Origin of the sequence: Exiguobacterium sp. (assembly GCF_020832205.1) — a bacterium.
Taxonomy (GTDB): Bacteria; Bacillota; Bacilli; order Exiguobacteriales; family Exiguobacteriaceae; genus Exiguobacterium.
Map to the genome: position 1 here is coordinate 33,484 of NZ_JAFIFD010000003.1, position 25,646 is coordinate 59,129.

Sequence of the window (25,646 nt, forward strand, 5' to 3'; positions counted from 1 at the left end):
TCGCTGTTTTCAGTCATCCAACTATTATGCCTCAAAATAAGCGACGACGAGGAGGCCTGGGCCGGTATGCGCCCCGATGGCCGAGCCGACGATCGTCTTCGTCACGTGACGCGGTGTGACGTGTGTCCGGAGCAACGATTCGAATTGATCCGCCTTTTCGGGATCGTCCCCGTGGCCGATGAAGATGTGTCCTTCTTCGATGAGCGGTTTTGACTCCGTCATCCATTCGGCGATCCGGCGGAGCACTTTTTTATGGCCGCGAACCTTCTCGATTGGCACGAGTTTCCCGTCTTCGACCGTAAGGAGCGGGAGGATCGTCAACAAGTCGCCGATGAACGCGCTCGCTTTCGAGACGCGGCCGCCGCGCATCAAATATTCGAGCGATTCGACGGTGAACAAGTGACGAATCTTGCCGACGAGAGACGTCGCATAGGCGATGGTCTCTTCGTATGTATGGTCTTGTCCATACTCGGCGACTGTCTTGACGAACAGTCCTTGGCCGACCGAGGCGGCACGCGTGTCAAGAATATGGAACGTGCTGTCCGGATACTCTTCTCTCAGCGTGTTTCCGACCATGACGGCCGTCTGGTACGTACCCGACAGCTCGCCCGAGAAGGCGAGGTAGATGAACGGGATCTCGGACTCGAGGTGTTGCCGGAAGCAACGTTCGAGGCGGGACGCCTCGATTTGGAACGTCTTCGGCGTCTTGCCGTCACGCATCGCATTGTATACATCTTTCGGTTGAATCGTCTCACCGTCAAAGAATTCTTCGTTGTCGATGATGACGCCGAGCGGTAACATTTCGAGGCCGTATTCGACGATTTGATCTTGCGTCAAATCAGCTCCGGTGTCAGTGATGATTTTAAACATAGGGTCACTCCTCTGCTAATTGGTGTTCGATGTCGCGAATCGGTTCGTTTCGTTTCCACATCCGGTCGAGCTGGGTGGCGAGCGTGTCTTGCTCGGCGTGGTCGAGCGTGCCCGGGTGAAGTTCGCTGAAGTGTCCGAGCACGTCATAGGCGCGGCGCAACACGTCCTGGACGGTGAGCGGGATTTGAAGCAAGTCTTCGAGTGAGGCCATCGTCTCTGGAATGATGGCCGGATACGTGTGACGCGTCGCTTCACCTTGGATGGCTACGTTATAGAAGTCGCGGATGAGTGCGGCGCGCGTACTACCGCTTCTGCGGACGCTCAAATAGATTTGGACGGCGACGCCGCCACGGACGCGTCGTTGCGAGATGCCGGCGAACTTTTTGCCGTCGATCGATAAATCGAAGCTGCCGGGACAGTATGACCCGACGATTTCGCCGGCGACGATTGCATCGGTCACGTCGGCGAACATGTGTTGGATGAGAGAAGTCATCGCTTCGTAGCCGCTGTCGATTTGAATGCCGTCATTCTCGGGTAGAATAAGAGATAAGTTCAATACATCTTCGTCAAGGACGACGGCAAGTCCTCCCGAGTTGCGGACGACGGGACGATAGCCCCGTTCTTGAAGCAGACGGATGCCGTCCTTCAAGTGGGGAAGGCGAGCGTCTTGAATGCCGAGCACGACCGTGTTCAAATGGACCCAGGCGCGAAGGACGGCACCTTGTGCTTTCGTCGAGGCGCAAAGCGTGTCATCGGTCGCGAACGACTGCTCGGCTTGGAACATCGGGCCGAGGGCGGACTGGTCGATGACGCGGTATGTCGGTTGGCGTAAAAGTGGATGGATCATATACATAATTCCTTTTCAAAAAATAGTTTCCTCTCTAGTATAACATGGAGGGAAGTACTCGCTAAAAGGCGAATTCACATAATAATGAAACGTAGGGGGAAACGTCATGTACACGTCACGTGGTCAATTATCCGGGTCAAAAGTGTTCAAAGATCCGGTGCATCGCTATATTTACGTCTATGATCATCTCATTTGGGAATTGATCAACACGAAAGAATTTCAACGGTTGCGCCGCATCAAACAGCTCGGCACATCGTTTTTGACGTTCCATGGGGCGGAACATACCCGCTTCCATCATTCGCTCGGCGTCTATGAGATCGCACGCCAACTCATCGATCAGTTCCACGAGTACCCAGAGTGGGACGACCGCAACCGCGAACTGTTGCTCGCGGCGGCGCTCCTCCATGACGTCGGACACGGACCGTTCTCGCACGCGTTCGAACACGTCTTCTCCGTCCGTCACGAAGTATGGACCGAGCGCATCATCTTAGGCGACACGGAAGTGAACAAAGTGTTATCGGAGATGGGAGTCGGCTTTCCGGAAGAAGTCGCGGCCATCATCAACAAGACGCATCCGAACCGTCTGCTCGTCAACATGCTCAGCTCACAGCTCGACGTCGATCGGATGGACTATTTGCTCCGCGACGCCCACTTCGCCGGCGTCAGTTACGGCAAGTTCGACTTGGAGCGCATGTTGCGCGTCCTTCGTCCTGATGAAGACCAAGTCGTCGTCAAACAGTCAGGGATGCACACGATTGAGGACTATATCATGCGGCGTTATCAAATGTACTGGCAAGTTTATTTGCACCCGGCGACGCGGTCGAGCGACTTGTTGTTAAAAGCGGTCCTCGAGCGGGCGCAAGAACTGTATGAATCGGGTTACACCTTCAACATGGAACCGCGCCACTTCCTTCCAATCTTCAACCGGGAAGACATGACGCTCGCCCATTACTTGAAACTCGACGAGACGGTCGTCTACTTCTATTTCCAAGAGTGGATGGAAGAAGAGGACGCGATCTTATCCGATCTCGCGAGCCGTTTCGTCAATCGACGGTTGCTCAAATATAAAAACTTCCCGGAAGCGAACCGCGTCCGCTACATGGACCGGTTGAAGGAGACGATGGAGAGGATCGGCTTGCCGACGCGCTATTACTTGCTCGAGGATCAGCTCAGCCAGCTGCCGTATGACTTGTATAAAGGACACGGTAACTATGAAGGCATCCTCTTGCAAATGAACGATGGCGATCGGCGAGAAATCTCAGAAGTATCGATGCTCGTCCAATCGATTCTCAACTCGCGGCAGTCGGACGAGAAGATTTACTATCCGGAAGACGTGCTCCTCAATTTGAAGGACCATGCTTCAGAAAAATCGTGGATGCTGTCAACGTTACGAGGGGACTGACACCTGAAAAGGAAGTGAGACGATGGGGGTCGCGACGCTAATCGGAGGAATCGGAATTTTCTTGCTCGGGATGATGCTGTTGACCGACACGTTAAAAAGTCTCGCCGGTGAGCGGTTGCGGCGCCGGCTCAACCAGTTCGCCGAAGGACCGGCCGCCGGCGCCCTGCTCGGGGCGACGATGACGACGTTGTTCCAATCATCGACCGTGACGACGCTCATGACGATCGGTTTCGTCAGTGCGGGGCTGTTGACGTTCACCCAGGCGCTCACGCTCGTCATCGGGGCGAACGCGGGCAGTGCGACGACCGGATGGATCGTGGCGCTCCTCGGCTACAACCTCGACATTCGCCAGCTGTTCTTACCGCTCATCGGCGTCGGTATGGCGCTTCGTTTGATCGACCGTCGCGTGAAGCGGATCGGCATGCTCTTCGTCGGCATCGGTCTCATTTTCGTCGGAATCGGTACGCTGCAAGAATCGATGCAAGACACCGTCACGTTCTCGCTCAACGAGTGGGACGCCGAGACGCCGCTCCATCAACTCGCGCTTCTCGGGACGGGGCTGCTCATGACGGCCGTCCTCCAGTCGTCGACGATCGGTCTCGTGTTGACGATGACGGCGCTCGCGACCGATACGGTGTCGCTCACGCAAGCGTCGCTCCTCGTGCTCGGTCAAAGCGCCGGGACGAGCCTCGTCGTTGCCATCGGCTCTTTAGGGGGATGGAAGTCGGCGCGGCGTCTCGTCTTGGCCCACGTTCTCGTCCATGGATCGATTCTGTTGATCGGTTGGCTGACGTTCCCGCTCTTGTTCGGGGTCGTCAACGGGATCGCGGACCGCTTGAACTGGAATGAGTTGCTGCGTCTCGCCCTCTTCCATACATCGTTTCATTTGCTCGGCGTGTTCACGTTCTTGCCATTCCATGAAGCGTTCAGCCGTCGGTTGTTGAAATGGATCCCAAGCCGGGCGGAGAAGCTGACCCGTTTCCTTGACCCGAACATGTCCCGCATCCCAGCGGTCGCCCTCGAGGCGGCGCGGCGCTCGTTGATTGAAATTGAACGGTATCTCGGCCGGGAGACGAGGTTGTTACTTGAAGAGGGGAGGAAGCGGGAGGACGAGCTGCAACTCGTCGAAAAGACGCTCGGTGACGTCCGTGTCTTTTTGAGCACGATTCAGCTCGAGGAAGCACGCGGCCGAAACGACTACGGTCAACATTTATCGCTGCTCCATACGATCGATCACCTTGAGCGGTGGCTGTTCGTCATGCGCGAAGTCGAGCCGGTCGATGCGCTTCGGGACACCGACTTTTTAGTCGCCCGAGAGCTCGTCTTACACGAGCTCGAACTCGTCGAAAGTTTGAATCATCACACCCCGCCGGAAGAGGCGAAACAGTGGAAGACAGCGTCGAAACAGCTCGCCGAATACCGAAAAGCGCATCGGGCCGAACTGCTTGAAGAAACGGCAGCCAACCAGCTCGAGATGGATTTGACGATTCGGAAAGTACAGGCGCTCCTTTGGCTCGACCGGATCGGTTATCACGTCTGGCGGGCGACGCGTCATTTGATCAAACCGACCGTTCCGAGCGAGCGGTTCGAAGTGAATTTGGAAGACTAAAAAAACACCCGCCTGTCGGACGTGACAGGCGGGTGAACGTGTTATTTCTTGTCAGCGTGCATGACGCCGGCTTGGCCGTAATGCGTCGCTTCCATCTCTTCGATGAAGACGGTGATGTTTTCTTTCGGGGCGTTCGTCGTCTCGGAGACGGCGTCCGTCACTTTTTCGATCAAGGCGCGTTTCTGTTCGACTGTACGGCCCGGCAGCATTTTCACGGTTACGTATGGCATAGTGATTCCTCCTTTTTCTCGTTCTCTTATAGTTTAGAGAATCCGAGAGCGTGAAGGAAGCAGAAAATCAATGGAATGCCGCTTCGATGATTTTTGGCTCACTCGACTTGGACAAGTTTTTATGGATGACCCGTTCCGGCTTCGTCCGCAACTCGTCACGGAACGAGTTGGCAAGTTCGGCTTCACCGATGACGACGAGCCCTTCCCAGTCATGCGCCCCTTTCATCTGTTCGACCGTTTGAGCGAGGTCACGATAGAAACGGTTCAAGTTCTCGGCGAGACGGCGGTCGAATTTGTCGACTTGGGAACTGCTTGACGCCATCCGGTCACCCGACGCCGTCCCTTCGAAACGGACCCACTCTTCGGTCTCCGGGTCAAAGGCGAACGAGAAAGCGGCGTCGATATGGCCAAGCGATGTGTCGAGGACGGTCACGTGGTCGAGGTTCGTCAAGATGACACCGGTCGACGGGTATGTTGCTTGCAGCGCCTCGAGCGGCTCGAGTACCGGTTTTGTCTCCCAATGAAACGCCGTCTCGACGTCATGTTGCAAATAGTACGTCTCGAACAAGTCGTTCTCTTCAGAGGCGAAGATGACGAGACTCCGAGCGAGGTCGTTCCGATGTTTGCCTAGCTCGTCTTCGACTTTTTTCCGCATCTTTTTGAAGCTCTTTTGCTGTGCTTCGTTTCCGGACGCTTCCAAATATTCACCGATTCGCTTTAATCCATTTTTTAAATGAATGTTCCAGTCGCCTTGTTGGTTCGGTCCCGTATTCAAATAAACCGATAAGACGCATTTGTCTTTACACTCCACGTTTCGCAATCGTTTCAAATCACTCGCTAATCCCATATCCATTCCTCCTTAAGTCAACGTTCTCTTAACCTGTTACCTACTTGGACGGCGCTCAAACACAGAAGACGATGGGAAATCGTGAAAATTCAGGTGCGAAACGTCTATAAACGGGGTAAGTAAAAAGACAGACCAGACGTAGGAGGAACGACATTATGAAATGGAAAGGCAGACAGGCGAGTCGAAACGTGGAAGACCGGCGCGGCCAACGGGTCGGCGGCAAAGGGATCGCCGGCATCGGCGGCGGGTTCGGGCTCATTTTGGTCATCGTGTTCACGCTCTTAAACGGCGGCAATCCGGCCGACATCGTCAACAACATCGGCTTGAACGAACCGCAATCCTCGGAAACGTACCAAGGATCGGCGCGGGAAGAAGAGATGGCTGATTTTGTGTCGGTCGTCTTACGGGACACCGAGGAAGTATGGACGGACATTTTCGCCGAGAACGGCTTGACGTATCGTGAACCGACGCTCGTCTTATTTTCCGGACAAGTCGAATCGGCGTGCGGCATCGCCGGCTCTGCGGTCGGCCCGTTCTACTGCCCGGGCGACCAGAAACTGTACATCGATTTAAGTTTTTATGACGAACTGAGTCAACGCTTCAACGCCCCGGGTGACTTCGCGATGGCGTACGTCGTCGCTCATGAGGTCGGTCACCACGTTCAGACACTGCTCGGTACGACAAATGAAATCATGCCGCTTCGAAACGAAATGAGTGAAGCCGAATTCAACAAGTACTTAGTCCGTTTTGAATTACAGGCGGATTACTTCGCGGGCGTCTGGGCCCACCACGCCCAAGGGATGGGCTATCTAGAGGCGGGTGACTTTGAAGAAGCGATGAACGCCGCTCACCAAATCGGAGACGACACGCTTCAAAAACAAGCACGCGGGTACGTCACGCCGGACTCGTTCACACACGGGACGTCCGAACAGCGCAAGCGCTGGTTCGAGAAAGGATTCCAAAACGGGACGATCCAAGGCGGGGACACGTTCAATACAAACAAGTTATGACGACGAGGTCGAGCACAGGCTCGGCCTTTTTTTGATTGCAGTTGGCTTGTGCCGAAAGAATCCGCTATCATTAGAACAAGACACCAGTAGCAGGAAGGGGATGACCGGATGGAATCCTTACTAAAAAAAATCGAACTCGCCTTGAGCGAGATGACGTCCGTCGAGAAAAAAATTGCGGACTATATTTTGACACACTCGACACTCGTCCCGAACATGACGACGAAAGAGCTCGCCCTGAAGACCGACGTGTCCGAGGCAAGTATCGTCCGTTTCGCTCGTGTCGTCGGGATCGACAGTTTCAAGGCGTTCAAACTTGCGCTCGTGAAAGATTTGGCCATCACGGAGACGACGTTGACCGACTTCAACGTGCTCCAACAGAAAGATACTCCGTACGACTCGTTCCAAAAAGTCATCCACGTCAACAAGATGGCCGTCGAAGCGTGTGCGGAGGCGATGGACAAGCGCGAGCTCGAACATGCGATCGACACGTTCGCCCGCGCCAACCGCGTCGTCTTTTATGGAGTCGGCGGCTCGTCGACGGCGGCGTATGACGCGCAGTATAAGTTCACGAAACTCGGCTATGCCGCGCAGACGTCACAAGATTTTCATTATATGTTGTCGCTCATCCCCCACCTCGGACCGACCGATGTGTTCGTCGCGATCAGCACGTCGGGTCGGACGAAAGATGTGCTTGAGCTCGTCCGGTTCGCGAAAAAGCAAGGTGTCCCGGTCGTCGCCATCACGGACCTCGACAAGTCACCGCTTTACCGCGAAGCCGATGTCCGGCTCTGTACGCCGAACGTAGAGCGCGACTTTAGAATTGCGAGCATCGCTTCACGGATGACGCAATTGACGATTGTCGACACGCTCTACATGGGGCTGCTCCACCGAAAAGGGGAAGGACTCATCGACAAGTACGCCGAGGCGCGCGACGAGATGGTGAAGCTGCGGCGATGAAGATTCGACCGTACACAAACGCGGACCGAGGCCGGTTGGAGTCGTTTCTTCGCCGCCAAGTGACGTTTGCCGCCATGAATGAACAGACACCGGACGCGTTTTGTCTGGAGAACGTGGCGGACTTCGAGGCCGAAGGGACGGTCAGCCTGTTGGCGGAAGCAGATGAGGGAGTCGTCGCCATCGCCGACCTGTTGAGACGGCACCCGGTCGACGGTTCGCTCTGGCTCGGTTTGTTCGTCGTCGATGAACGATTTCACGGCAACGGAGTCGCGCAAATCCTTTACGAACAGCTCGAGCGGGAACAGATGCTTCCTCATCATTCCGTATTTCGGCTTGGCGTCCTCCCGCATAACGAGCGGGCGTACCGCTTTTGGGAGCGGCAAGGCTACGTGTATGAGAAAGATTCAGTGACGGCACGGGGCGACGCCGTCCACGTCCTCAAAAAAGAAGGCAAGGCATGAACTCGACGGGTGACCGGTCGAGTTTTTCATTTGATTCACCGTCTATGAAATTTTAATTCTTTATATTTTTAAAAAAATTTGACTTTAAATTTCAAATTAGTACAATAAAAGCATAGAGAAGAAAGGATGGTGGCGATGCTACATAAACTAGCTACGGAACGACGAAATGAACGGACGATGAACCTTGACGAGATGTCGGTCGAGGCGCTATTGACCGTGATGAATGAGGAAGACGCGCGTGTACCGCACGTCATCAAAGAAGAAGTGGCCGTCATCGCCCAAGTGGCAGAACGGGCCATCACTTCGTTTAAACAAGGCGGGCGCTTGATTTATATCGGGGCTGGGACGAGCGGACGGCTCGGGATTTTAGATGCGGCCGAATGTGTGCCGACGTTCGGGGTATCGCCGGACATGGTCGTCGGACTGATCGCCGGGGGCGAACGCGCGCTCATCAAAGCGGTCGAAGGGGCAGAAGACAGCAAGGAATTGGCAGTCAATGATTTGAAAGCGCTTCACTTGGATGAGCGCGATACGGTCGTCGGCATCGCCGCGAGCGGACGGACGCCATACGTCATCGGCGGGCTTGATTACGCGCGCGAGGTCGGCGCGACGACAGCCGCGTTGTCGTGTAATAAAGGATCGAAAATCAGCGAGCACGCCGAGTTTAAAATCGAGGTCGAGACGGGTCCGGAAGTATTGACCGGATCGACGCGCTTGAAAGCTGGGACGGCTCAAAAGCTCGTCCTCAACATGATCTCGACGGCGTCGATGATCGGCATCGGCAAAGTGTATCAAAACTTGATGGTCGACGTGCAGCCGACGAACGAGAAGCTTGAAGTGCGGGCCAAACGGATGATTGCGGAAGCGACAGGGGTCGACGAACAGACGGCCGCGCGTTATTTCGATTCATCGAACGGTCACGTCAAGACGGCGATCGTCATGATTTTAGCCGACGTTTCCTATGCGGAGGCAGTCGAGCGATTACAGCGTGCGAACGGATTCGTCCGCGACGCGCTCTAAGGGGGATTACGAGATGAAGAAAGAAGAGGTGTTGGCGCACGCCATACTCGAGCATGTCGGGGGAAAAGATAACATCCGTCAACTCGCGCATTGCATGACGCGCGTCCGTTTGGCGTTAAAAGACCCAACGAAAGTGAACATCGACGGATTGAAAAAAGTCGACGGTGTCATGGGCGTCATCGATGACGAGACGCTCCAAATCGTCGTCGGGCCGGGAACGGTCAACCGCGTCGCCGACCATTTGAGCCGGGAAACGGGGCTCGCAATCGGGGAAGAAGCGGTCGATGCGAACTTGACGCCCGACGAGCGGGCAGCGATTGAACGCCAAAAAGTGAAAGACAAACAGAAGTCGCCGTTCAAACGTTTCTTGCGCCGTTTAGGGAACATCTTTATCCCGCTCATCCCGGGGCTTGTCGCTTCAGGGATCATCAACGGGACGGCGAACTTTGCGAAAAACGCCGGCGTCGACCCGACGGAGACGTGGATGCAGATTCTCTTATTGCTCGGTAGCACGGTCTTCGCCTACCTTGCCATTCTCGTCGGATGGAACACGGCGAAAGAATTCGGAGGCACACCGGTACTCGGTGCCATCGCCGGGGGAATTTTGTTCAACCCGATGCTCGCCGACATCACGATTTACGGGGAACCGCTCGTCGTCGGACGGGGTGGATTGTTCGGGGTCATTTTTGCGGCTTGGCTCATGACGTACATCGAGAAGCATGTCCGTCGGTTCATGCCGACAGCGGTCGATATTATCTTCACACCGCTTCTCACGGTGCTCGTCGTCGGTTTCACGGCACTCTATGCGGTCATGCCGGTCGCTGGTGTCTTGTCGGACGGGATCATGCGCGGGCTGAACGCCGTGCTTGAAGTCGGCGGACCGCTCGCCGGGGCCGTCCTCGCCGGGTTCTTCCTGCCGCTCGTTATGGTCGGGTTGCACCACGGGTTGACACCGATTCACTTGGAGCTCCTCAACACGGTCGGGAACACGGCGCTGTTGCCGATTCTCGCCATGGCTGGTGCCGGACAGGTCGGGGCCGCCATTGCGATTTTCGTGAAGACGCGCAACCAACGTCTCCGCAACATCATTAAAGGGGCCATCCCGGTCGGCTTCCTCGGAATCGGCGAGCCGCTCCTTTACGGGGTCACGCTCCCGCTCGGGCGTCCGTTCTTGACGGCGTGTATGGGCGCCGCGGTCGGCGGAGCGTTCCAAGCGACGATGAAGACGGCAGCGCTCGGGATCGGTGTCTCCGGTCTCTCGCTCACACCGCTCATCGACAACGGGATGTACTTGACGTATATTGGGGGTCTCGTCATCTCGTATACGGCAGGCTTCATCTTCACGTATTTGTTCGGCTTCAAAGAAGAGATGGCAGACGGAATTTGACAATCGAGGTGGCTCCGAGGAGTCACCTTTTTGTTTAGGAGGAGTGGACTATGAAAGGATTATCCGTTTACTTGAGCGAACCGCTCACCCAACAGTTCGAGGAATGGATCGGGCGCATGCGCGAAATAGGATTCACGTCACTATTCACCTCGCTGCACATTCCGGAAGATGACCCTTCCGTCTATACGGAGCGGCTCCGGCAGCTCGGCGCAGTTGCCAAACAGTATGAGATGGAACTGTTCGCCGACATCGCCCCGACGTCACTCGCCGCACTCGGCAAGACGTGGGACGACGCCCATACGCTTCTCGAATGGGGCGTGACCGGTCTCCGTGTCGATTATGGGGTGACCCCAAGACAAGTCGCCGATTTGTCGAAACGGATGACGGTCGCGTTGAACGCGAGCACGATATCGGCCGAAGAGCTTGAAGAGATGAAACGGGAGGGACTCGACACGAACAACGTCGAGGCATGGCATAACTTTTATCCGCGGCCGGAGACGGGACTCGACCGGACGTGGTTTGAGGAGAAGAATGCGTGGTTGAAACGGCAAGGATTGAGCGTGCAGGCGTTCATCCCGGGCGATGGGACACTCCGTGGACCGTTATATGAGCGATTGCCGACGCTTGAAGACCACCGTCACTTGTCCCCGTTCGCTTGTTTGATCGATCTCGCCTCGACCGTCGACCGCATCTTAGTCGGGGACCCGGGACTTTCGGAGGCGGCCGTGGCCCAATTCGCTGCCTATGCGGAAGGCGTGGTCGTCCTCCACGCGGAAGCGGACGTAGCGGTTTTGGCATCGGCTGACGTTCACACGAATCGCATGGACCCGGCGCGTGACGTCGTGCGTTCCGTGGAATCCCGGTCGTATGGACGTCCGGGAGACGGTGCGCTCGTTCCGAGTCATAGCGCGGCCAGACCGCTTGGCACGATCACGATTGACAACGTCGACTACGGACGCTATGCTGGCGAAATGCAAGTGACGAAAGTGGATCTTCAAGCCGACGCACGCGTGAACGTCATCGGACGTGTCATCGAGCGGGACCGTCCGCTCGTCCAAGCGATCGGGCCAGGCACGAAGTTTCGAATCGAGTGGAGTTGACGTTCGTGATTGCCACGCTCCCTTGTCATTGTGTACAGTAGAGGGGGAGGGACGCTATTATGAAAGATATCAACTTTAACATCATCGCCGACGATGCGACGGACGGACACGGCGGGTTCGGGGTCGGATCGCTCAGCTTGAACAATATGTCTCCGGTCATTATCGACGCCGAGGCGGGCACGGCTGTCATCGACATGGGTGCGATGCACGCCAAGTCGGCGATCGAGAAGCGTATCAAGTTTTTGACCGACCCGGAAGCGGTGCCGAACGGCAAGCCGTATTGGATCGTCTGGGTGACCGTCGGACGCAAGCCGGAAGGGTTTTACTACGGAGGCGTCGCGGCGTGTGACTTGTCCGTCGACGTCGAGGCGCGTCGTGGCTATAAATTGTTGCCGTATCATGTCAACCAGATGGATAAATCGCTCAAAGGACGCATCTTGATCGACATGATGGATGCGCCGTCCCGGGACGTCTTGGCTCGCTTCTTGCAAGCGCACCGTCCCGAAATTTGGGAGCAGTCGACCGAGCTGCGCGAAGAGCTTGCGCGCTTGGCTGCCGAGTGAAAAAGATTGGACCGGTTTCGGTCTCCAATCTTTTTTGTTTGGTTTGGCTAGAAAGCGGGAATCTAGAGCTGTTATGAATTTGTGATTGTAGCGTAATTGTATGAAAATTCAGTATTATGCTATACTATACGCACTGTGTAAAAAAGAAAGGGTGACACGATGAGTGAAACGAAGAAAATTCTAATTGGTCTTGTACTGGGGGTCATCGTCGGACTAGGGCTAGCCGGTCTGTCTGGCAACGTGTATGATATCGTCAATACGTACATACTTTCCCCGGTCGGAACCGTGTTTTTGAACTTGATTAAAATGCTGGTCGTGCCGATCGTCTTCTTCTCGATCATTCTCGGCGTTATGGGTCTTGGGGACCCGAAAGAGCTCGGTCGTGTCGGATCGAAGGCACTTTTGTTCTTCTTGACGACGACGGCACTCGCCATCATGCTCGCGATGGGTGTGGCATCGGTCATTCAGCCAGGTGAGCGCGGCGACTTCCCGACGGCGAACTTAGAGTTTGAGACGGCGGCGTCGGAAGAATCGTCGAACATCGTTCAGACGTTCGTCAACATGATTCCGACGAACCCGATCCAAGCGCTAGCCGAAGGCAACATGTTGCAAATCATCGTCTTCGCGGCGCTGATCGGTTTCGCGATGATCGCGCTCGGAGAACGCGCCAAAACGTGGCGCCGGTTCGTGAAACAAGGGGACCGCATCATGATGCACCTCATCCATTTGGTCATGAAACTCGCCCCGTACGGTGCCTTCGCCTTGATCGCTTCGGCGATTGGCGGCATCGGATTTGACGCGGTGGCAGCGATGGCGTGGTACATGTTCGCGGTCGTCTTGACGCTCTTCTTGCATGCGACCATCGTCTATGGCGGTGCGCTTCTCTTCCTCGGGAAGATGAGCCCGGTGTTCTTCTTCAAGAACTTCTACGAGGCCATCACGCTCGCTTTCTCGACGTCATCGTCGAACGCGACGCTCCCGGTATCGATGGAGCTCGCCCAAACGAAGCTCGGCGTGCCACGTTCCATCTCGTCATTCGTCCAGCCGCTCGGCGCGACGGTGAACATGGACGGAACGGCCATCATGCAAGGGGTCGCGACCATCTTCATCGCTCAAGTATTTGCGGCCGACTTGACGATTACAGAGCTTGTGACCGTCGTCATCACGGCAGTCCTCGCCTCAATCGGAACAGCTGGCGTACCAGGTGTCGGGCTCATCATGCTCGCACTCGTCTTGCAGTCGGTCAACTTGCCGGTCGAAGGGATCGCCCTCATCATCGGGGTCGACCGAATCCTCGACATGCTCCGTACGTCTGTCAACATCACGGGTGATGCGACATGTGCGGTCGTCGTATCGAAACTTGAAGAGAAACATCTTCCACCTGTCGATGAAGACGCGTGGGACGAAGTCGAAGCGAAATAACGAGAAGGCTGCCCCGCAACGTGCGGGACAGCCTTTTTTGAGGAAAGGGGATGGACGTGATGGAATGGGAACTCATCCCGATCCCGCTGTTCATTGTAATCAGTATCGTGCTCAACAGTCTTATTGCGGTCGCCGGCGTGTTGCCGAGCGCGTTTTTGACGGCGCTGAACGTGCAAGTGCTCGGCTTCGGACCCGGTGTCATCGTCTCGATGACCGGGGAGGCGCTCGGAGCGATCGTCAGCTTCATCCTCTACCGAAAAGCGTTACATACGTATGCGCCGCCGTCCGGAAGACGACTCAAGCGGCTTCGGGAAGCGGGAGGGGCAGAGGCGTGGTTTCTCGTCCTCGGCATGCGGCTGTTGCCGTTCGTGCCGTCGGGACTCGTGACGCTGTCGGCCGCATACAGCCGGATGACACTCTCATCATTCTCGGTGGCGAGTACGATCGGAAAAGGGCCCGCGCTCTTGATCGAGGCACTCGCGGTGACCGCGATCATGGATGTCGCGACGGGCTGGCAACTTGCGTTGGTCGTCGTCCTCGCCTTGACGTATTTCATCTGGCGCAGCCGTCAGAGCAGCGGCGAGAAGATGTGACAAAACGCTTCGACAAAGCGTTTGCCGTTCGTTTTTTTCCGAAGGATCGACCAGTCGATGAGGATCGATTCCTCGAAGTCTTGCAAGAAGGCGTCGCGTAGCTCGCCGACAGAAGACGTCTCGTACTGGGCGATCGTCATCTCATGGTTCAAATACATGCTCCGAAAATCGAAGTTAGCCGTCCCGACGAGTGCGATTTTGCCATCGATGAGGACGGTTTTTGCATGAATAAAATGCCGATTGTATTTATAAATGCGGACGTTCCGTTTGAGCAATTGCTCGAAATAATATTCGGTCGCGTGGAAACTGAACCATTCATCGCCTTTTCCCGGGACGACGATGCGGACATCGATCCCGCTTTTGCCGGCGACTTCAAGCAGCGCCAGCAGTTCCGGCGGAGGGATGAGGTACGGCGTCGTAATCCAAATCGACTCTTTCGCTTCCATCATGAGACGCATCAGACCGTCTCGAATCGTCACGTCTTTTCCCGGTGAAGTGACGAGCAGTTGTGTCGCCCCGTTCGAGGCGTTTGGCTCATCGATGAAATACTCAGGTAAATGCTCGCTGTCGGCGAACAAGTCCCACGTCTCTTTGTCGTCCTCGTGTCCCGCATAGAGCCAGTTCTCGATGAAGAGCCGTTGCAGTTCGCGCACGAGCGGTCCTTCGACGCGAAGGTGGGTATCGCGCCAAAAGCCGAGCTTCTCTTCTTTCCCGAGATACTCGTCACCGACGTTCAAGCCGCCGGTATAGGCGACGTTTCCGTCGAGGACGATCAACTTTTGATGGTTACGGAAGTTGGCGTTGAAGACGAGCAGAGGATGGACGACCGGGTCGAACGCTTGGACGTGGACGCGTGACTCCCGGAGCGGCTCGATGAACGCTTCGCCGATTTCTTGGCTTCCGAGTCCATCGTACAGGAAGCGCACGGTGACGTTCTCGTTTGATTTCTTGATGAGGGCGTCCCGGATTTTCATCGAGATCTCATCGGTTCGGAACAAATAATATTGGACGTGGATGTGATGCGTCGCTTCCTCGATGTCTTTGAGCACCGCTTCGTATTTCGCGTCCCCGTTGACGAGCAACCGTGTCGACGTATGGCCGTCGGCACCGGTCGCCCCGAGTTTCTCGAGCGTACGGGTGAGCGGGAAACGGTCCGATATGTCGTTCGTCGTCTCGATGCGTTCGTCCTCAATCGCTTGGCGGAACATCCGAATCTCGGACGACGTCCGTTTGATGCGGCGATGCCGTCGCGGTGTCCGGCCGAACATCACCCAGGCGAGTGACCCGAGGAACGGGATGAACAAGACGGCGAGCAGCCAGGCGAGTTTCGCCTGCGGTTGGACTTTGTCGAAAATAATGTGCCAGCCGACGAGCAGCGGGGCAGCGATGGCGATCACGATCAGGAAAGGAATAAGTCCGTCAATCGAGTACAAGAGGACAAGAAGGAGGATACCGAACAGGATCATCGTGAAAAATTGTAAAACGCGTCGTTTCAATAGGTACACCTTCTTTCGGTTCGGTTGTCATCACTGAATTCATTCCACCGTTTGCATATTCTTAATCAAAAAACACGTTTCGTCGGAAGGACGAGGGGAATTAACCGTACTGTACGACACGACTACTAAAAAGGGGTGTTTGGAATGAAACGAAAAGGTACATTGGCCGCGTCGCTCTTGGCGACAGGCATCATTCTCGGAGCTTGCGGGGGAGCGAACGAGGAACCGATGAACAATGACGATACAGAAATGCAAAACGACGATATGGAAGATGACACGGAAGAGAACGACGATTAAACAAACGGCCTCGAGCAAACGCTCGAGGCCATTCGTGTATTAAAGTGCGTAAGGAGACGGCTTGCCGAAATAGTAACCTTGGGCGAGGTCAAAACCGAGTTCACGGCAGACGTCGACTTCTTCGCTCCGCTCGATGCCTTCGGCGAGGAGAGTGATGCCCATTGAGCGTGTCAATTGACGGACGTTTTTAAGGAACGCGCGTTTTTCAGCGTCCTCGTCGCAATACGACACGTATGACCGGTCGATTTTGACGTAGTCCGGCTCGAGCCGCTTCAACATATCGAGCGTCGAGAATCCGGCCCCGACGTCATCGAGGGCGACTTTCATCCCGCGCTTCTTATATGTAGAAAACACGTGTTGCAAGTGGGCCACGTCTTGGACTTTCTCCGTCTCGACGACTTCGAAGATGAACCGGTCCGGGCTGAGGTTGTACCGGTCAATCACCTCGAACGTATGTTGCAGGCAAAAGTCCGGGTTATAGATCGTTGACGGCAAGAAGTTGATGAACGTCTTCTCGTGCGGAAGGACGGCGTGGTGCGTCGCTTTGATCGCCTCGGCCCGCGCTCGTTGATCGAGTTTCGAGTGCAACCCGAACCGGTTGGCGGCACGGAATAATTCACCCGGCGAGATGTCGTTTCGGCTGCGCAAGAGCGCCTCGTAGCCGAATCGTTCCCCGCTGTCGAGGTGGATGATCGGCTGCAAGTGGCTCTCGAACTCCCCGTGTTGAATCAGTTCGATCGTGTCGCGGTTGGCGATCTGTTCGAGCAGGTCAACAGCAGATAAAATCGGCGTTTGTTGCTTTGTAGCCGGGTTGACACAATAGACGTTGTCCTCGACTGAGGATAGCTTCGCTTTGAGTTCATCAAACGATTCGTATGGGTGGGGCTGATCGTTGACGACTAATAAGCCCCGTTCGATAAACGGGATTGTCGTGGAACATGCCACGCAAGGAGACCACATAGGATCCCTCCTTTCCAATTGTAAATTACAGCTATATCCAGTTTATCGGTTAAACCTCACGGAAAACTCACATACATGGACGAATAAATAAAAAAATCGTGCAAAATGCGTACAGTTTTTGTATACTTCCTATCGTATGAATAAGAAGCGCCTCAAAACGCCACTCGCATACGAACAACTTTTTGAACAGAAAGGGGTTCTATCGATGGACCAAAAATTAAAATTATGGTTTACGGAGCACCAGACAGAAGATTACGGGATCACGTTCCGTGTAAACCACGTTTATGAGAGCGAACAAACGGAGTTTCAACGACTAGAGATGGTCGAAACGGACGAGTTCGGAACAATGTTGTTGCTTGACGGTATGGTCATGACGACGGATAAGGACGAATTCGTCTATCACGAGATGGTGGCACATGTGCCGCTCTTCACGCACCCGAATCCGAAGCACGTGCTCGTTGTCGGCGGCGGAGACGGCGGCGTCATCCGTGAGATCATGAAACACCCTTCAGTCGAAAAAGCGGTTCTCGTCGACATCGACGGGAAAGTCATTGAATATTCGAAGAAATACTTACCAAATATTGCGGGCGAGCTCGACAACCCGCGCGTCGAAGTCATTGTCGGTGACGGCTTCATGCACATCGCCGAGTCAGAGAACAAGTATGACGTCATCATGGTCGACTCGACAGAACCGGTCGGTCCAGCTGCCAACTTGTTCACGAAAGGTTTCTATGCAGGCATCTCGAAAGCGCTCAAAGAGGATGGCATCTTCGTCGCGCAGACGGATAACCCGTGGTTCACCCCAGAACTCATCCAAACGGTACAACGGGATGTGAAGGAAATCTTCCCAATCACGAAGCTGTACACGGCGAACGTGCCGACGTACCCGAGCGGTATGTGGACGTTCACGATCGGTTCGAAGCAGTATGACCCGGAAGAAGTATCAGCAGAGCGTTTCCACGACATCGAGACGAAGTACTACACGCCGAAGCTTCACAAGGCGGCATTCGTCCTTCCGAAATTTGTGGAGGATTTGACAAAATGATCAAACGTTTCGATGAAGCTTATTCAGGCAAAGTGTTCATCGCGAGCCTTCCGGAAGTGACGGACGCGAAGACAGTTCTTTACGGCATGCCGATGGACTGGACGGTCAGTTTCCGTCCGGGTTCACGTTTCGGTCCGAACCGGATCCGCGAAGTGTCGATCGGTCTTGAAGAATATAGCCCGTACCTTGACGGTGACTTGTCGGAAGCAGCCGTCTATGACGCTGGGGACATCCCGCTTCCGTTCGGTAACGCACAAAAATCGCTCGACATGATCGAGTCGTTCGTCAAAGACGTCATCGACGCAGGCAAGTTCCCGCTCGGCATGGGCGGGGAACACCTCGTCACATGGCCGGTCATCAAAGCGATGCATGACAAATACGGCGACGATTTCGTCATCTTGCACCTTGATGCGCACACCGACCTTCGTGACGATTACGAAGGCGAGCCGCTCTCGCACTCGACACCGCTCAAAAAAGCGGCCGAGTTGATCGGGCCTTCGAACTGTTACTCGTTCGGAATCCGTTCAGGGATGAAAGAAGAGTTCGACTGGGTGAAAGAAGTCGGCTATAACATGTACAAATACGAAGTGCTCGAACCGCTCAAGCGTGTGTTGCCGACACTCGCCGGGAAAAAAGTGTACGTCACGATCGATATCGACGTGCTCGACCCATCGGCGGCACCGGGAACAGGCACGCAAGAGATCGGCGGCATCACGACGAAAGAATTGCTTGAGTCCGTTCATGCGATCGCTGGCGCCGACCTCGACATCATCGGGGCCGACCTCGTGGAAGTGTCACCAGCATACGATCAGTCAGACATGACGGCAATCGCGGCTGCGAAGATTCTTCGCGAAATGATGATCGGGTTCGTGAAGTAACGATGCCGAAAAAAGGTCAGCTCGAGATGGAACTGAGCGCTCGGATCACCCAATGGGAGAAAGAGTATCTCGGCCGGGGTTCGTTGACGTGCAAGGCAGACCTGCTCCGCGACTTGGCCATCGTGACGCTCCAAGGCGTCTTGACCCCGGCCGAGTATGATCTCGCCATGAAATCGGCGGGTCGTGAGCAATTGAAAAAGTATCGCAACAACCTCGTCGAGTCGGGCCGGACGCAACTCGAGGCGATCGTTCAAGACGTGCTCGGCAGACGCATCACGTCGCTCCACACGGACATCAGCACGAAGACGGGCGAACGCCTTATCGTGTTTCGGCTCGATGCCGCGTGGGATAGCGGGATTGACAAGCCGTGACGTCATTTATACACTAGAAAACAGATACGTGTCAGGATTGGCGAAGCGAGCTTCGGAACGCTTCGTCGCCGTCTTGACCCGGAGCTGGACTCATATACCCCGACAGTTGTCGGCTAGACGGAGCGAACGTGTTCGAGCCGTCGGCATGCAGCGCACACCTTTCTTTAGGTGTGCGCTTTTTGTCGCCTAGGAGGAGAAAGATGGAACTATTAACGTTTTTATTGACGAGCGCCCCGGTGCTCATGTTTATGACGGGTGTCGTGGCCGCCCTTGGGAAATCGAACTTGAAAATCCCGGAATCGCTCGGCATCACGCTCAACTTGTACTTACTGCTGGCGATCGGACTGAAAGGCGGGATGGGGCTCGCGTCGGTCTCGTTTGACGACTTGGCGCTCCCGCTCACGGTGACGCTCATCCTCGGCATGGTGTTGCCGCTCGTCGCGTTTTATCTCGGCGGACTGTTCCGCTTCGGTTTTCATGAACGGATCGCCATGGCGGCGACGTTCGGCTCGGTCTCGCTCGTGACTTACGTCGCGGCCGCGGCCCAGCTCGAACGGCTCGGCATCGGGTATGAACCGTTCATGACGACGCTCGTCGTCGTCCTTGAGATTCCGGGGCTTGTCGTCGCTTTGTTGCTTTACAATCAAACCCACGTGTTCGGCATCACGGCCGCCCCGAGCCAGTCGTTCACCGTCATTCGGGACAGCTTGCTTTCGAAAAGCATCCTGCTCCTCATCGCCGGGCTCATCGTCGGGCTCGTCACACCGGACACATCGGCGCTGACGCCGTTCTTCGTCGACTTGTTCCCAGGGGTGTTGCTCTTGTTTTTACTGAGCCTCGGCGTGAAAGTCGGTCAGCAACTGAAGACGGTCCCGTCCTATGGGATGAAATTTTTAGCGATCGGCATGACGTTCCCGCTAATCGGGGCGGCAATCGGTTACGCCGCAGCCTCGGTCGCCGGGCTGTCCGATGGAGGGACAATCCTGCTCATGACACTTGCGGCGAGCGGGTCGTATATCGCCGCACCGGCCATGCTCCAAGCATCGGTGCCGGAAGCCGAGCCGTCGTTTTATTTGACGCTCGCCCTCGCAGTCACGTTCCCGTTCAACTTGCTCGTCGGAATCCCGCTCTTCATCACGATCGTCACATGACAAAACGCCGTCTCGGCTCCCGAGACGGCGTTTTTTTAGTGTGTCACATGTTGTTCTTCAAGGCATTTCAACGCAGCCGTCCAACTGCCGAACAGCGCGTTGATTGTCGACGTGCTCGGCACGTTGCGGCCTTCTGCCCATTTTCGGTAATGAAGGATGCTGAAATGATTCAGCTCTTGTTTCGCGAGCCGGAGCGCCGTGATGACGTCTTCTTCGTCCCATTTCCGCTTCGGCGGGGCGATGTCTAACACGAACAAGGCGTAACTCCATGACCCGTATTTCCGGGCGATCGTCGCCACGGTCGGATAGCCTTTCTCCTGGGCCCAGACGGCGTAATGTTGGGACGTGAGCCGCTCGAGCTCGGCCGACGCCTCGATGAGCGCTTGAATGATACGTTCCTCGTTGTTTTTGGTTGCAGTCGTTTGGAGCTTCGCTTCACGGAGCGCATTCGACCAAGAACCGAATCGGCTACTAATTAACGTAAGGGAGGGGGAACGGGTTACTTTCGACCACTGGCGGTAGGTTTGGCTCGTAAAGAGCGGTAATTCTTCCGCGGCTTTGTTCAGCGCACGTAAGATATCTTCATCTGAATAATAATGGAACGACATTTGAATTTGAGCCGCTACGAGCGCCTCACGCCAAGATCCGAACTGGTGAATGACAGTTGACAAGGAAGGTACGTTTTTATGTTGCGACCATAAGTTATACCGCTTTGAGTCTAGCTCGGTATATTCTTGGGCCGCGAGCTGCAGAGATTGCACGATTTGTGAACGTGTCCATTTTTTCATCTTGGTGTCTCTCCTTTATGAAGACGTCATGAGCGCCTCAGAAGAATTCGTGGTGTGAATGAACGGTTGTGTGAGTTTTCCAAATCAATTCAAGTTAGTAGCTTTCCACTGGATGATTATCACCCTCTCATCCCATAAGTTAGTTATTTTCGATAAATGTAAGCAATAACCAATTAATGATTATGTACATAGTGATTCCCTTTTATCGAACAAATATTCAGCAAATGAATGAAATAGCGAGAATTATTTCATAAAATCCTTTATCTCATCTATTTCGTTGATTAGAAAAAGCTCGTATCTTCTTTAAGTTTGTTGAATCGAGACGGGTAGTTTACTAACATTACGGAACATTTCTGAACTTCCTCGACACCATGAATACACAACTTAGACCTCGGAGGTGCGAATGAAAATGGCGATTTTAGTGAACGTGTATCGAAATAATCAAAAAAATGTGCGTTTTTTGTTACTCGATTTACTCGTGATTTCAGCTGCGTTGTATTTAACAGCAACCTTTCTCTTCCCAACGTTGGCATGGGGAGGGGTGGACATAGGAACTTATATTGTCATCAAAACGATTAGTTTTAGCACCTTTGGTTTTCTTTTGAAAATTCATAAAATCGATTGGCGTTATGCTTCAATCCGAGAAATTCAAAGAGTCATCGTCGCATTGCTCGGTAGTGACATCATTTTATTTGCGTATAGCCAGGCTCAGTATGGATATGGGCTCGGCAGCTTACTCGTTTTCCAAGGAATGCTTGCCTTGAATGTGATTGTCGGGACGAGAGTGTTGGCTAGAAATCATGTATTTGACATGCTGAAACCACATTCAAATCAGCCTGGTCGCAAAGCTCTCATTATTGGTGCCGGTGATTCTGGACAAATGATTATACGTGAGTTGAAGGAGTATCGAACAAACGTGCTAAATGTGACCGGTATTTTAGATGATGATCCTAAACTCCAATCACTCTACGTTCATGGAGTTCCTATTATCGGAACAACCGAGGCGTTAGAACGGATTGTTCAAGATCACTGCATTGAAGTCGTGATTTTAGCAATTCCAAGCCTCCCTTATTCTCGTCGTCTCGCACTTCTTAAACGAATTGAACGAACGGGTGCCGAATCGCATGCATTACCAATCTTATCTGAACTGGCGACAGGAAAAGTGTCAATCAGTGAGATCCGTGAAGTGAAAATTGAAGACTTGCTCGGACGTGAACCTGTTCAATTGAACATCTCAGGAATTTCGGATCATGTAGAAGGAGCAAAAGTGCTCGTCACTGGAGCTGGAGGTTCGATAGGATCAGAGCTATGTCGCCAACTTATTAAATTCGCACCTGCCGAGATGATTCTTCTTGGGCACGGTGAAAATAGTATTTATTTAATCGAGCGTGAATTAAAAGCGCTCGAGACAGATACATTACTTCACGCAGTGATTGGCGACGTCCAAGACGAGCATCGACTTGAAGAAATATTTTCCATGCATAAACCGGACATCATCTATCACGCGGCTGCACACAAACATGTTCCCTTAATGGAAGATAATCCGTTAGAAGCCGTTAAAAACAATATTTACGGTACTAAAAATATGGTGAACGTTTCGGCTCGTCATCACGTCAATCGATTCGTGATGATTTCGACGGATAAAGCCGTCAATCCAACAAACGTAATGGGAGCGACAAAACGAATAGCAGAAATGATTGTTCAAGAAAAAGCAAGATCGAGTGACACGATTTTCTCTGTCGTTCGGTTTGGAAACGTACTAGGTAGCCGCGGGTCCGTCGTACCTTTATTCAAAGAACAAATTATGCGTGGGGGACCGGTGACGGTGACTGATCCAGAAATGACGCGATATTTTATGACAATTCCTGAAGCAAGTCGTTTAGTAATACAGGCCAGTGTATTGGCTCGAGGCGGGGAGGTGTTCGTGCTTGATATGGGAGAACCCGTGAAAATTGTCGATTTGGCCAAAAAAATGATTGAGTTAAGTGGTTTTACTATTGAACAAATCGGAATTGAAGTAACGGGAATCCGTCCGGGTGAAAAAATGTATGAGGAGCTTTTAGCAACAAATGAGCTTCGAGCAGATGCGAACGTTTTTGAAAAAATATTCGTCGGTTGCACAAGACCTTTTACATCGGTCAAACCTATATTGTCACTCATCGAACAGCTCCACGATCAACGTGAAGCGCTGATTTACTTGCTATTATACGTCGCGAATAGCACAGATATTGATCGTGATGTTGAGCGCCTATTCCAAAGCGAAATTAAGCGGATGACGCCTTCAATGAATAATATGAGACTCGTGGATGGAAATTAACGGCACACGATCTTAGATGGGACACCTAGGAGGCGTACTTATGACAAATCGCACGATGCTTGTAATTGGAGTGGGTGGATTAGAAGGGTTTCACATCGCTCGGCGTCTATTAAAAGAAGGATACTCCGTCGTCGGAATTGATGACGACGGAAAAGCGAAGACCCGTCTTGAGGAGCACCGTCTCTATGTCTTGACGCACCCCTCATTTCAGTTGGTCCAAATGAAGCGTTTAAATAAAAAGGGGCTATGGCGTGTTCTGAGCGAACATCCGGTGCACCAAGTGATTGTTTGTCCAAATAAAGATGACTTGAAGAAAGACCCCTCCATTTTTAGATACGAACTTACACGAGACTGTCTATTTGTTGACCAAATCGAACCAAAAAGAGAGCAACTGATTACATTAAACCTTCCAATCAAAAATAGAGGAGACAATTCATGCATTCATCTGTTCGCAGAAACAGTAGCGGGCCCATGGGAGAGTGGACAGTCGTTCTTCTCAACGATTGTGAAAATGATGGAAGAACATAAACAAGTCATTGAGACGAGGAATACAGACCTGATTCGACTTTCTTTTATCGATGATGTTGTTGAATCGACTCTACGTGTTATACGCCTTGTAGAAAATGGTGAGACAGTGAGAGGCAGTTACCGAATCGAAGCTTCCGATATGATCAGTATGCAAGGAGTGTGGGAAGCAATTAATCATCCTTCCCACCACATGATCATCACACTTCCTGATGACGAAGATTTGAATAGATCTGAGCGACTACCCACATTATCCTCTTTGACCGGATACAAGCCAGAAACGTCATTTCTTGAAGGCTTGTATGCATTTCTACAATGGTATAAGGCATATCAGACATTAATCAGGGAGGGAATCCGATGAAAATCTTGCTATCACGACCTCATATGTCAGGTTATGAGATGAAATACGTTGAAGAGGCTTTTTCTACGAATTGGGTGGCACCTCTTGGTCCGAATGTAGATGGTTTCGAACAAGAGATGGCGACATACGTGGATCATTCATTCACTCTCGCGACAAGTTCTGGGACGGCTGCACTTCATCTGGCCCTTTTATTATTAGGTGTGGAACGAGGAGATTCAGTTTTCTGTCAATCGCTTACATTCGTTGCGTCAGTCAATCCGATTCGATATGTCGGTGCGAATCCCGTGTTTATCGATTCGGAAGATGCTACGTGGAATATGTCACCGCAAGCACTTCGAAAAGCGCTAGTGCAAGCTGCGACCAAAGGGAAGCTTCCGAAAGCTGTGATTGTCGTTCATTTATATGGAGTGGTTGCTAAAGTCGGAGAAATTCGTCACATCTGTCAGGAGTTTGGCGTCCCTTTGATTGAAGATGCTGCGGAATCTCTAGGTGCGACGTGGAAAGGACAGATGACTGGAACGATCGGGGACTTCGGATTTTATTCATTTAATGGCAATAAAATTATTACTACATCGGGAGGGGGGATGTTACTCGTGCGTTCGGAAAGTGAACGGCAACACGGTTTGAAATTAGCGACGCAAGCGAGGGAGCGTGTTCACTATTATGAACACAACGAAGTCGGATACAACTACCGCTTAAGCAACGTGTCGGCTGGGATTGGAAGGGGACAGCTACAAGTGATTGAACAACGCGTCCAAGCAAGGCGCCGTGTGTTTATGAGATATGAACGATTATTTCGTCCTTTAGGTTTCACTTACCAAGAAGAAATTCCACACTCTAGAGCTAATCGGTGGTTAACCGCCCTACAACTCAATCAAACGGACATGTCTAGGGATGTGCTGATTGATCGTCTCGCGAATTCTGGAATTGAATCTAGAGCGGTTTGGAAGCCGATGCATCTGCAACCTGTGTTTAAAGACGCGGAGTACGTGACCGTAGACGGCGAGGATGTAAGCCGCCGCTTATTTGAAAATGGAATTTGCTTGCCTTCCGGTTCGGACTTGAAAATCGGGGAGCAACACCAAGTAATTCGAACAGTGCTTGAGACTCAAAGTGTAATAGCTGAGAAAACTGTTTGA

Annotated in this window: 26 protein-coding genes; 19 read left to right on the forward strand and 7 right to left on the reverse strand. The window is 53.3% G+C overall.

The window, feature by feature from the left end:
* Positions 1-24 precede the first annotated feature (24 nt).
* Together JJU47_RS00435 and JJU47_RS00440 are read right to left on the reverse strand one after the other, a co-directional pair.
* Complete coding sequence (locus tag JJU47_RS00435; protein ID WP_228615609.1) at positions 25-870, reverse strand: DegV family protein; 846 nt, start codon at positions 868-870, stop codon at positions 25-27.
* 4 nt (positions 871-874) lie between these two features.
* Positions 875-1,717, reverse strand: coding sequence for a lipoate--protein ligase family protein (locus JJU47_RS00440; RefSeq protein WP_228615610.1), 843 nt, complete (start codon positions 1,715-1,717; stop codon positions 875-877).
* A 106-nt stretch (positions 1,718-1,823) separates the two neighbouring features.
* On the opposite strand from JJU47_RS00440, the gene JJU47_RS00445 reads away from it, so the two are divergent.
* Positions 1,824-3,119, forward strand: a complete 1,296-nt coding sequence (locus JJU47_RS00445; RefSeq protein ID WP_228615611.1) for an HD domain-containing protein — start codon at positions 1,824-1,826, stop codon at positions 3,117-3,119.
* Positions 3,120-3,141: 22 nt separating this feature from the next.
* Positions 3,142-4,728 carry a Na/Pi cotransporter family protein gene (locus JJU47_RS00450; RefSeq protein WP_228615612.1) on the forward strand — a complete coding sequence of 529 codons (1,587 nt, stop codon included), beginning with the start codon at positions 3,142-3,144 and terminating at the stop codon, positions 4,726-4,728.
* 41 nt (positions 4,729-4,769) lie between these two features.
* On the opposite strand, the gene JJU47_RS00455 is transcribed toward JJU47_RS00450, so the two are convergent.
* Both JJU47_RS00455 and JJU47_RS00460 read right to left on the reverse strand, forming a co-directional pair.
* The gene (locus tag JJU47_RS00455) at positions 4,770-4,958 is read right to left on the reverse strand and encodes a 2-hydroxymuconate tautomerase (protein WP_228615613.1); all 189 of its coding nucleotides are present in this window, start codon (positions 4,956-4,958) and stop codon (positions 4,770-4,772) included.
* 67 nt (positions 4,959-5,025) lie between these two features.
* On the reverse strand, positions 5,026-5,805 hold the full coding sequence (locus JJU47_RS00460; RefSeq protein ID WP_024371138.1) for a VLRF1 family aeRF1-type release factor: 780 nt from the start codon (positions 5,803-5,805) through the stop codon (positions 5,026-5,028).
* Between the two features lie 155 nt (positions 5,806-5,960).
* Here JJU47_RS00460 and ypfJ point away from each other — a divergent pair, with 155 nt between their 5' ends.
* The 9 genes from ypfJ (at position 5,961) to JJU47_RS00505 (ending at position 14,318) form a co-directional block, all read left to right on the forward strand.
* Positions 5,961-6,815 carry a KPN_02809 family neutral zinc metallopeptidase gene (ypfJ, locus tag JJU47_RS00465; RefSeq protein ID WP_228615614.1) on the forward strand — a complete coding sequence of 285 codons (855 nt, stop codon included), beginning with the start codon at positions 5,961-5,963 and terminating at the stop codon, positions 6,813-6,815.
* Positions 6,816-6,923: 108 nt separating this feature from the next.
* Entirely contained in the window at positions 6,924-7,772 is an 849-nt protein-coding gene (locus JJU47_RS00470; RefSeq protein ID WP_228615615.1) for a MurR/RpiR family transcriptional regulator, read from the forward strand.
* On the forward strand, positions 7,769-8,233 hold the full coding sequence (locus JJU47_RS00475) for a GNAT family N-acetyltransferase (RefSeq protein ID WP_228615616.1): 465 nt from the start codon (positions 7,769-7,771) through the stop codon (positions 8,231-8,233). Before JJU47_RS00470 ends, JJU47_RS00475 begins: the two co-directional genes overlap by 4 nt.
* A 126-nt stretch (positions 8,234-8,359) precedes the next feature.
* Positions 8,360-9,253, forward strand: a complete 894-nt coding sequence (murQ, locus tag JJU47_RS00480; RefSeq protein WP_228615617.1) for an N-acetylmuramic acid 6-phosphate etherase — start codon at positions 8,360-8,362, stop codon at positions 9,251-9,253.
* A 13-nt stretch (positions 9,254-9,266) separates the two neighbouring features.
* Positions 9,267-10,640, forward strand: coding sequence for a PTS transporter subunit EIIC (locus JJU47_RS00485; RefSeq protein ID WP_228615618.1), 1,374 nt, complete (start codon positions 9,267-9,269; stop codon positions 10,638-10,640).
* A 50-nt stretch (positions 10,641-10,690) separates the two neighbouring features.
* Entirely contained in the window at positions 10,691-11,740 is a 1,050-nt protein-coding gene (locus JJU47_RS00490; protein ID WP_228615619.1) for a DUF871 domain-containing protein, read from the forward strand.
* 59 nt (positions 11,741-11,799) lie between these two features.
* Positions 11,800-12,303 (forward strand): YwhD family protein, encoded by a 504-nt coding sequence (locus tag JJU47_RS00495; RefSeq protein ID WP_228615620.1) that lies wholly within the window; start codon positions 11,800-11,802, stop codon positions 12,301-12,303.
* Positions 12,304-12,462: 159 nt separating this feature from the next.
* Positions 12,463-13,725 carry a dicarboxylate/amino acid:cation symporter gene (locus JJU47_RS00500; protein WP_228615621.1) on the forward strand — a complete coding sequence of 421 codons (1,263 nt, stop codon included), beginning with the start codon at positions 12,463-12,465 and terminating at the stop codon, positions 13,723-13,725.
* A 59-nt stretch (positions 13,726-13,784) separates the two neighbouring features.
* Positions 13,785-14,318: a TVP38/TMEM64 family protein gene (locus tag JJU47_RS00505; protein WP_228615622.1), complete on the forward strand. Its 534-nt coding sequence runs from the start codon at positions 13,785-13,787 to the stop codon at positions 14,316-14,318.
* On the opposite strand, the gene cls is transcribed toward JJU47_RS00505, so the two are convergent.
* Positions 14,294-15,823: a cardiolipin synthase gene (gene cls / locus JJU47_RS00510; RefSeq protein WP_228615623.1), complete on the reverse strand. Its 1,530-nt coding sequence runs from the start codon at positions 15,821-15,823 to the stop codon at positions 14,294-14,296. The two genes, JJU47_RS00505 and cls, sit on opposite strands and share 25 nt — an antisense overlap.
* A gap of 135 nt (positions 15,824-15,958) precedes the next feature.
* Here cls and JJU47_RS00515 point away from each other — a divergent pair, with 135 nt between their 5' ends.
* A complete protein-coding gene (locus JJU47_RS00515; RefSeq protein WP_228615624.1) occupies positions 15,959-16,111 on the forward strand; it encodes a hypothetical protein in 153 nt (50 codons plus the stop codon).
* Positions 16,112-16,150: 39 nt separating this feature from the next.
* Here the strand turns inward: JJU47_RS00515 and JJU47_RS00520 are convergent, their stop codons facing one another.
* Entirely contained in the window at positions 16,151-17,071 is a 921-nt protein-coding gene (locus JJU47_RS00520) for an EAL domain-containing protein (RefSeq protein WP_228615625.1), read from the reverse strand.
* A 205-nt stretch (positions 17,072-17,276) separates the two neighbouring features.
* On the opposite strand from JJU47_RS00520, the gene speE reads away from it, so the two are divergent.
* From speE to JJU47_RS00540, 4 genes are all read left to right on the forward strand, one after another.
* On the forward strand, positions 17,277-18,116 hold the full coding sequence (gene speE / locus JJU47_RS00525) for a polyamine aminopropyltransferase (RefSeq protein WP_228615626.1): 840 nt from the start codon (positions 17,277-17,279) through the stop codon (positions 18,114-18,116).
* Positions 18,113-18,994, forward strand: a complete 882-nt coding sequence (gene speB / locus JJU47_RS00530; protein ID WP_228615627.1) for an agmatinase — start codon at positions 18,113-18,115, stop codon at positions 18,992-18,994. The genes speE and speB overlap by 4 nt, the downstream gene beginning before the upstream one ends.
* A gap of 2 nt (positions 18,995-18,996) precedes the next feature.
* Positions 18,997-19,365 (forward strand): Na-translocating system protein MpsC family protein, encoded by a 369-nt coding sequence (locus JJU47_RS00535; RefSeq protein WP_228615628.1) that lies wholly within the window; start codon positions 18,997-18,999, stop codon positions 19,363-19,365.
* A 200-nt stretch (positions 19,366-19,565) separates the two neighbouring features.
* Complete coding sequence (locus JJU47_RS00540; RefSeq protein ID WP_228615629.1) at positions 19,566-20,516, forward strand: sodium-dependent bicarbonate transport family permease; 951 nt, start codon at positions 19,566-19,568, stop codon at positions 20,514-20,516.
* 35 nt (positions 20,517-20,551) lie between these two features.
* Here the strand turns inward: JJU47_RS00540 and JJU47_RS00545 are convergent, their stop codons facing one another.
* Positions 20,552-21,304, reverse strand: a complete 753-nt coding sequence (locus JJU47_RS00545; RefSeq protein ID WP_228615630.1) for a homing endonuclease associated repeat-containing protein — start codon at positions 21,302-21,304, stop codon at positions 20,552-20,554.
* A gap of 403 nt (positions 21,305-21,707) precedes the next feature.
* Between JJU47_RS00545 and JJU47_RS00550 the strand changes: the two genes are divergently transcribed.
* Genes JJU47_RS00550 through JJU47_RS00560 form a run of 3 tightly spaced genes read left to right on the forward strand, consistent with a single transcriptional unit; the run spans position 21,708 to position 25,646 of the window.
* Complete coding sequence (locus JJU47_RS00550; protein WP_228615631.1) at positions 21,708-23,621, forward strand: polysaccharide biosynthesis protein; 1,914 nt, start codon at positions 21,708-21,710, stop codon at positions 23,619-23,621.
* A 40-nt stretch (positions 23,622-23,661) separates the two neighbouring features.
* On the forward strand, positions 23,662-24,507 hold the full coding sequence (locus tag JJU47_RS00555) for an NAD-dependent epimerase/dehydratase family protein (protein ID WP_228615632.1): 846 nt from the start codon (positions 23,662-23,664) through the stop codon (positions 24,505-24,507).
* A complete protein-coding gene (locus JJU47_RS00560; protein WP_228615633.1) occupies positions 24,504-25,646 on the forward strand; it encodes an aminotransferase class I/II-fold pyridoxal phosphate-dependent enzyme in 1,143 nt (380 codons plus the stop codon). Before JJU47_RS00555 ends, JJU47_RS00560 begins: the two co-directional genes overlap by 4 nt.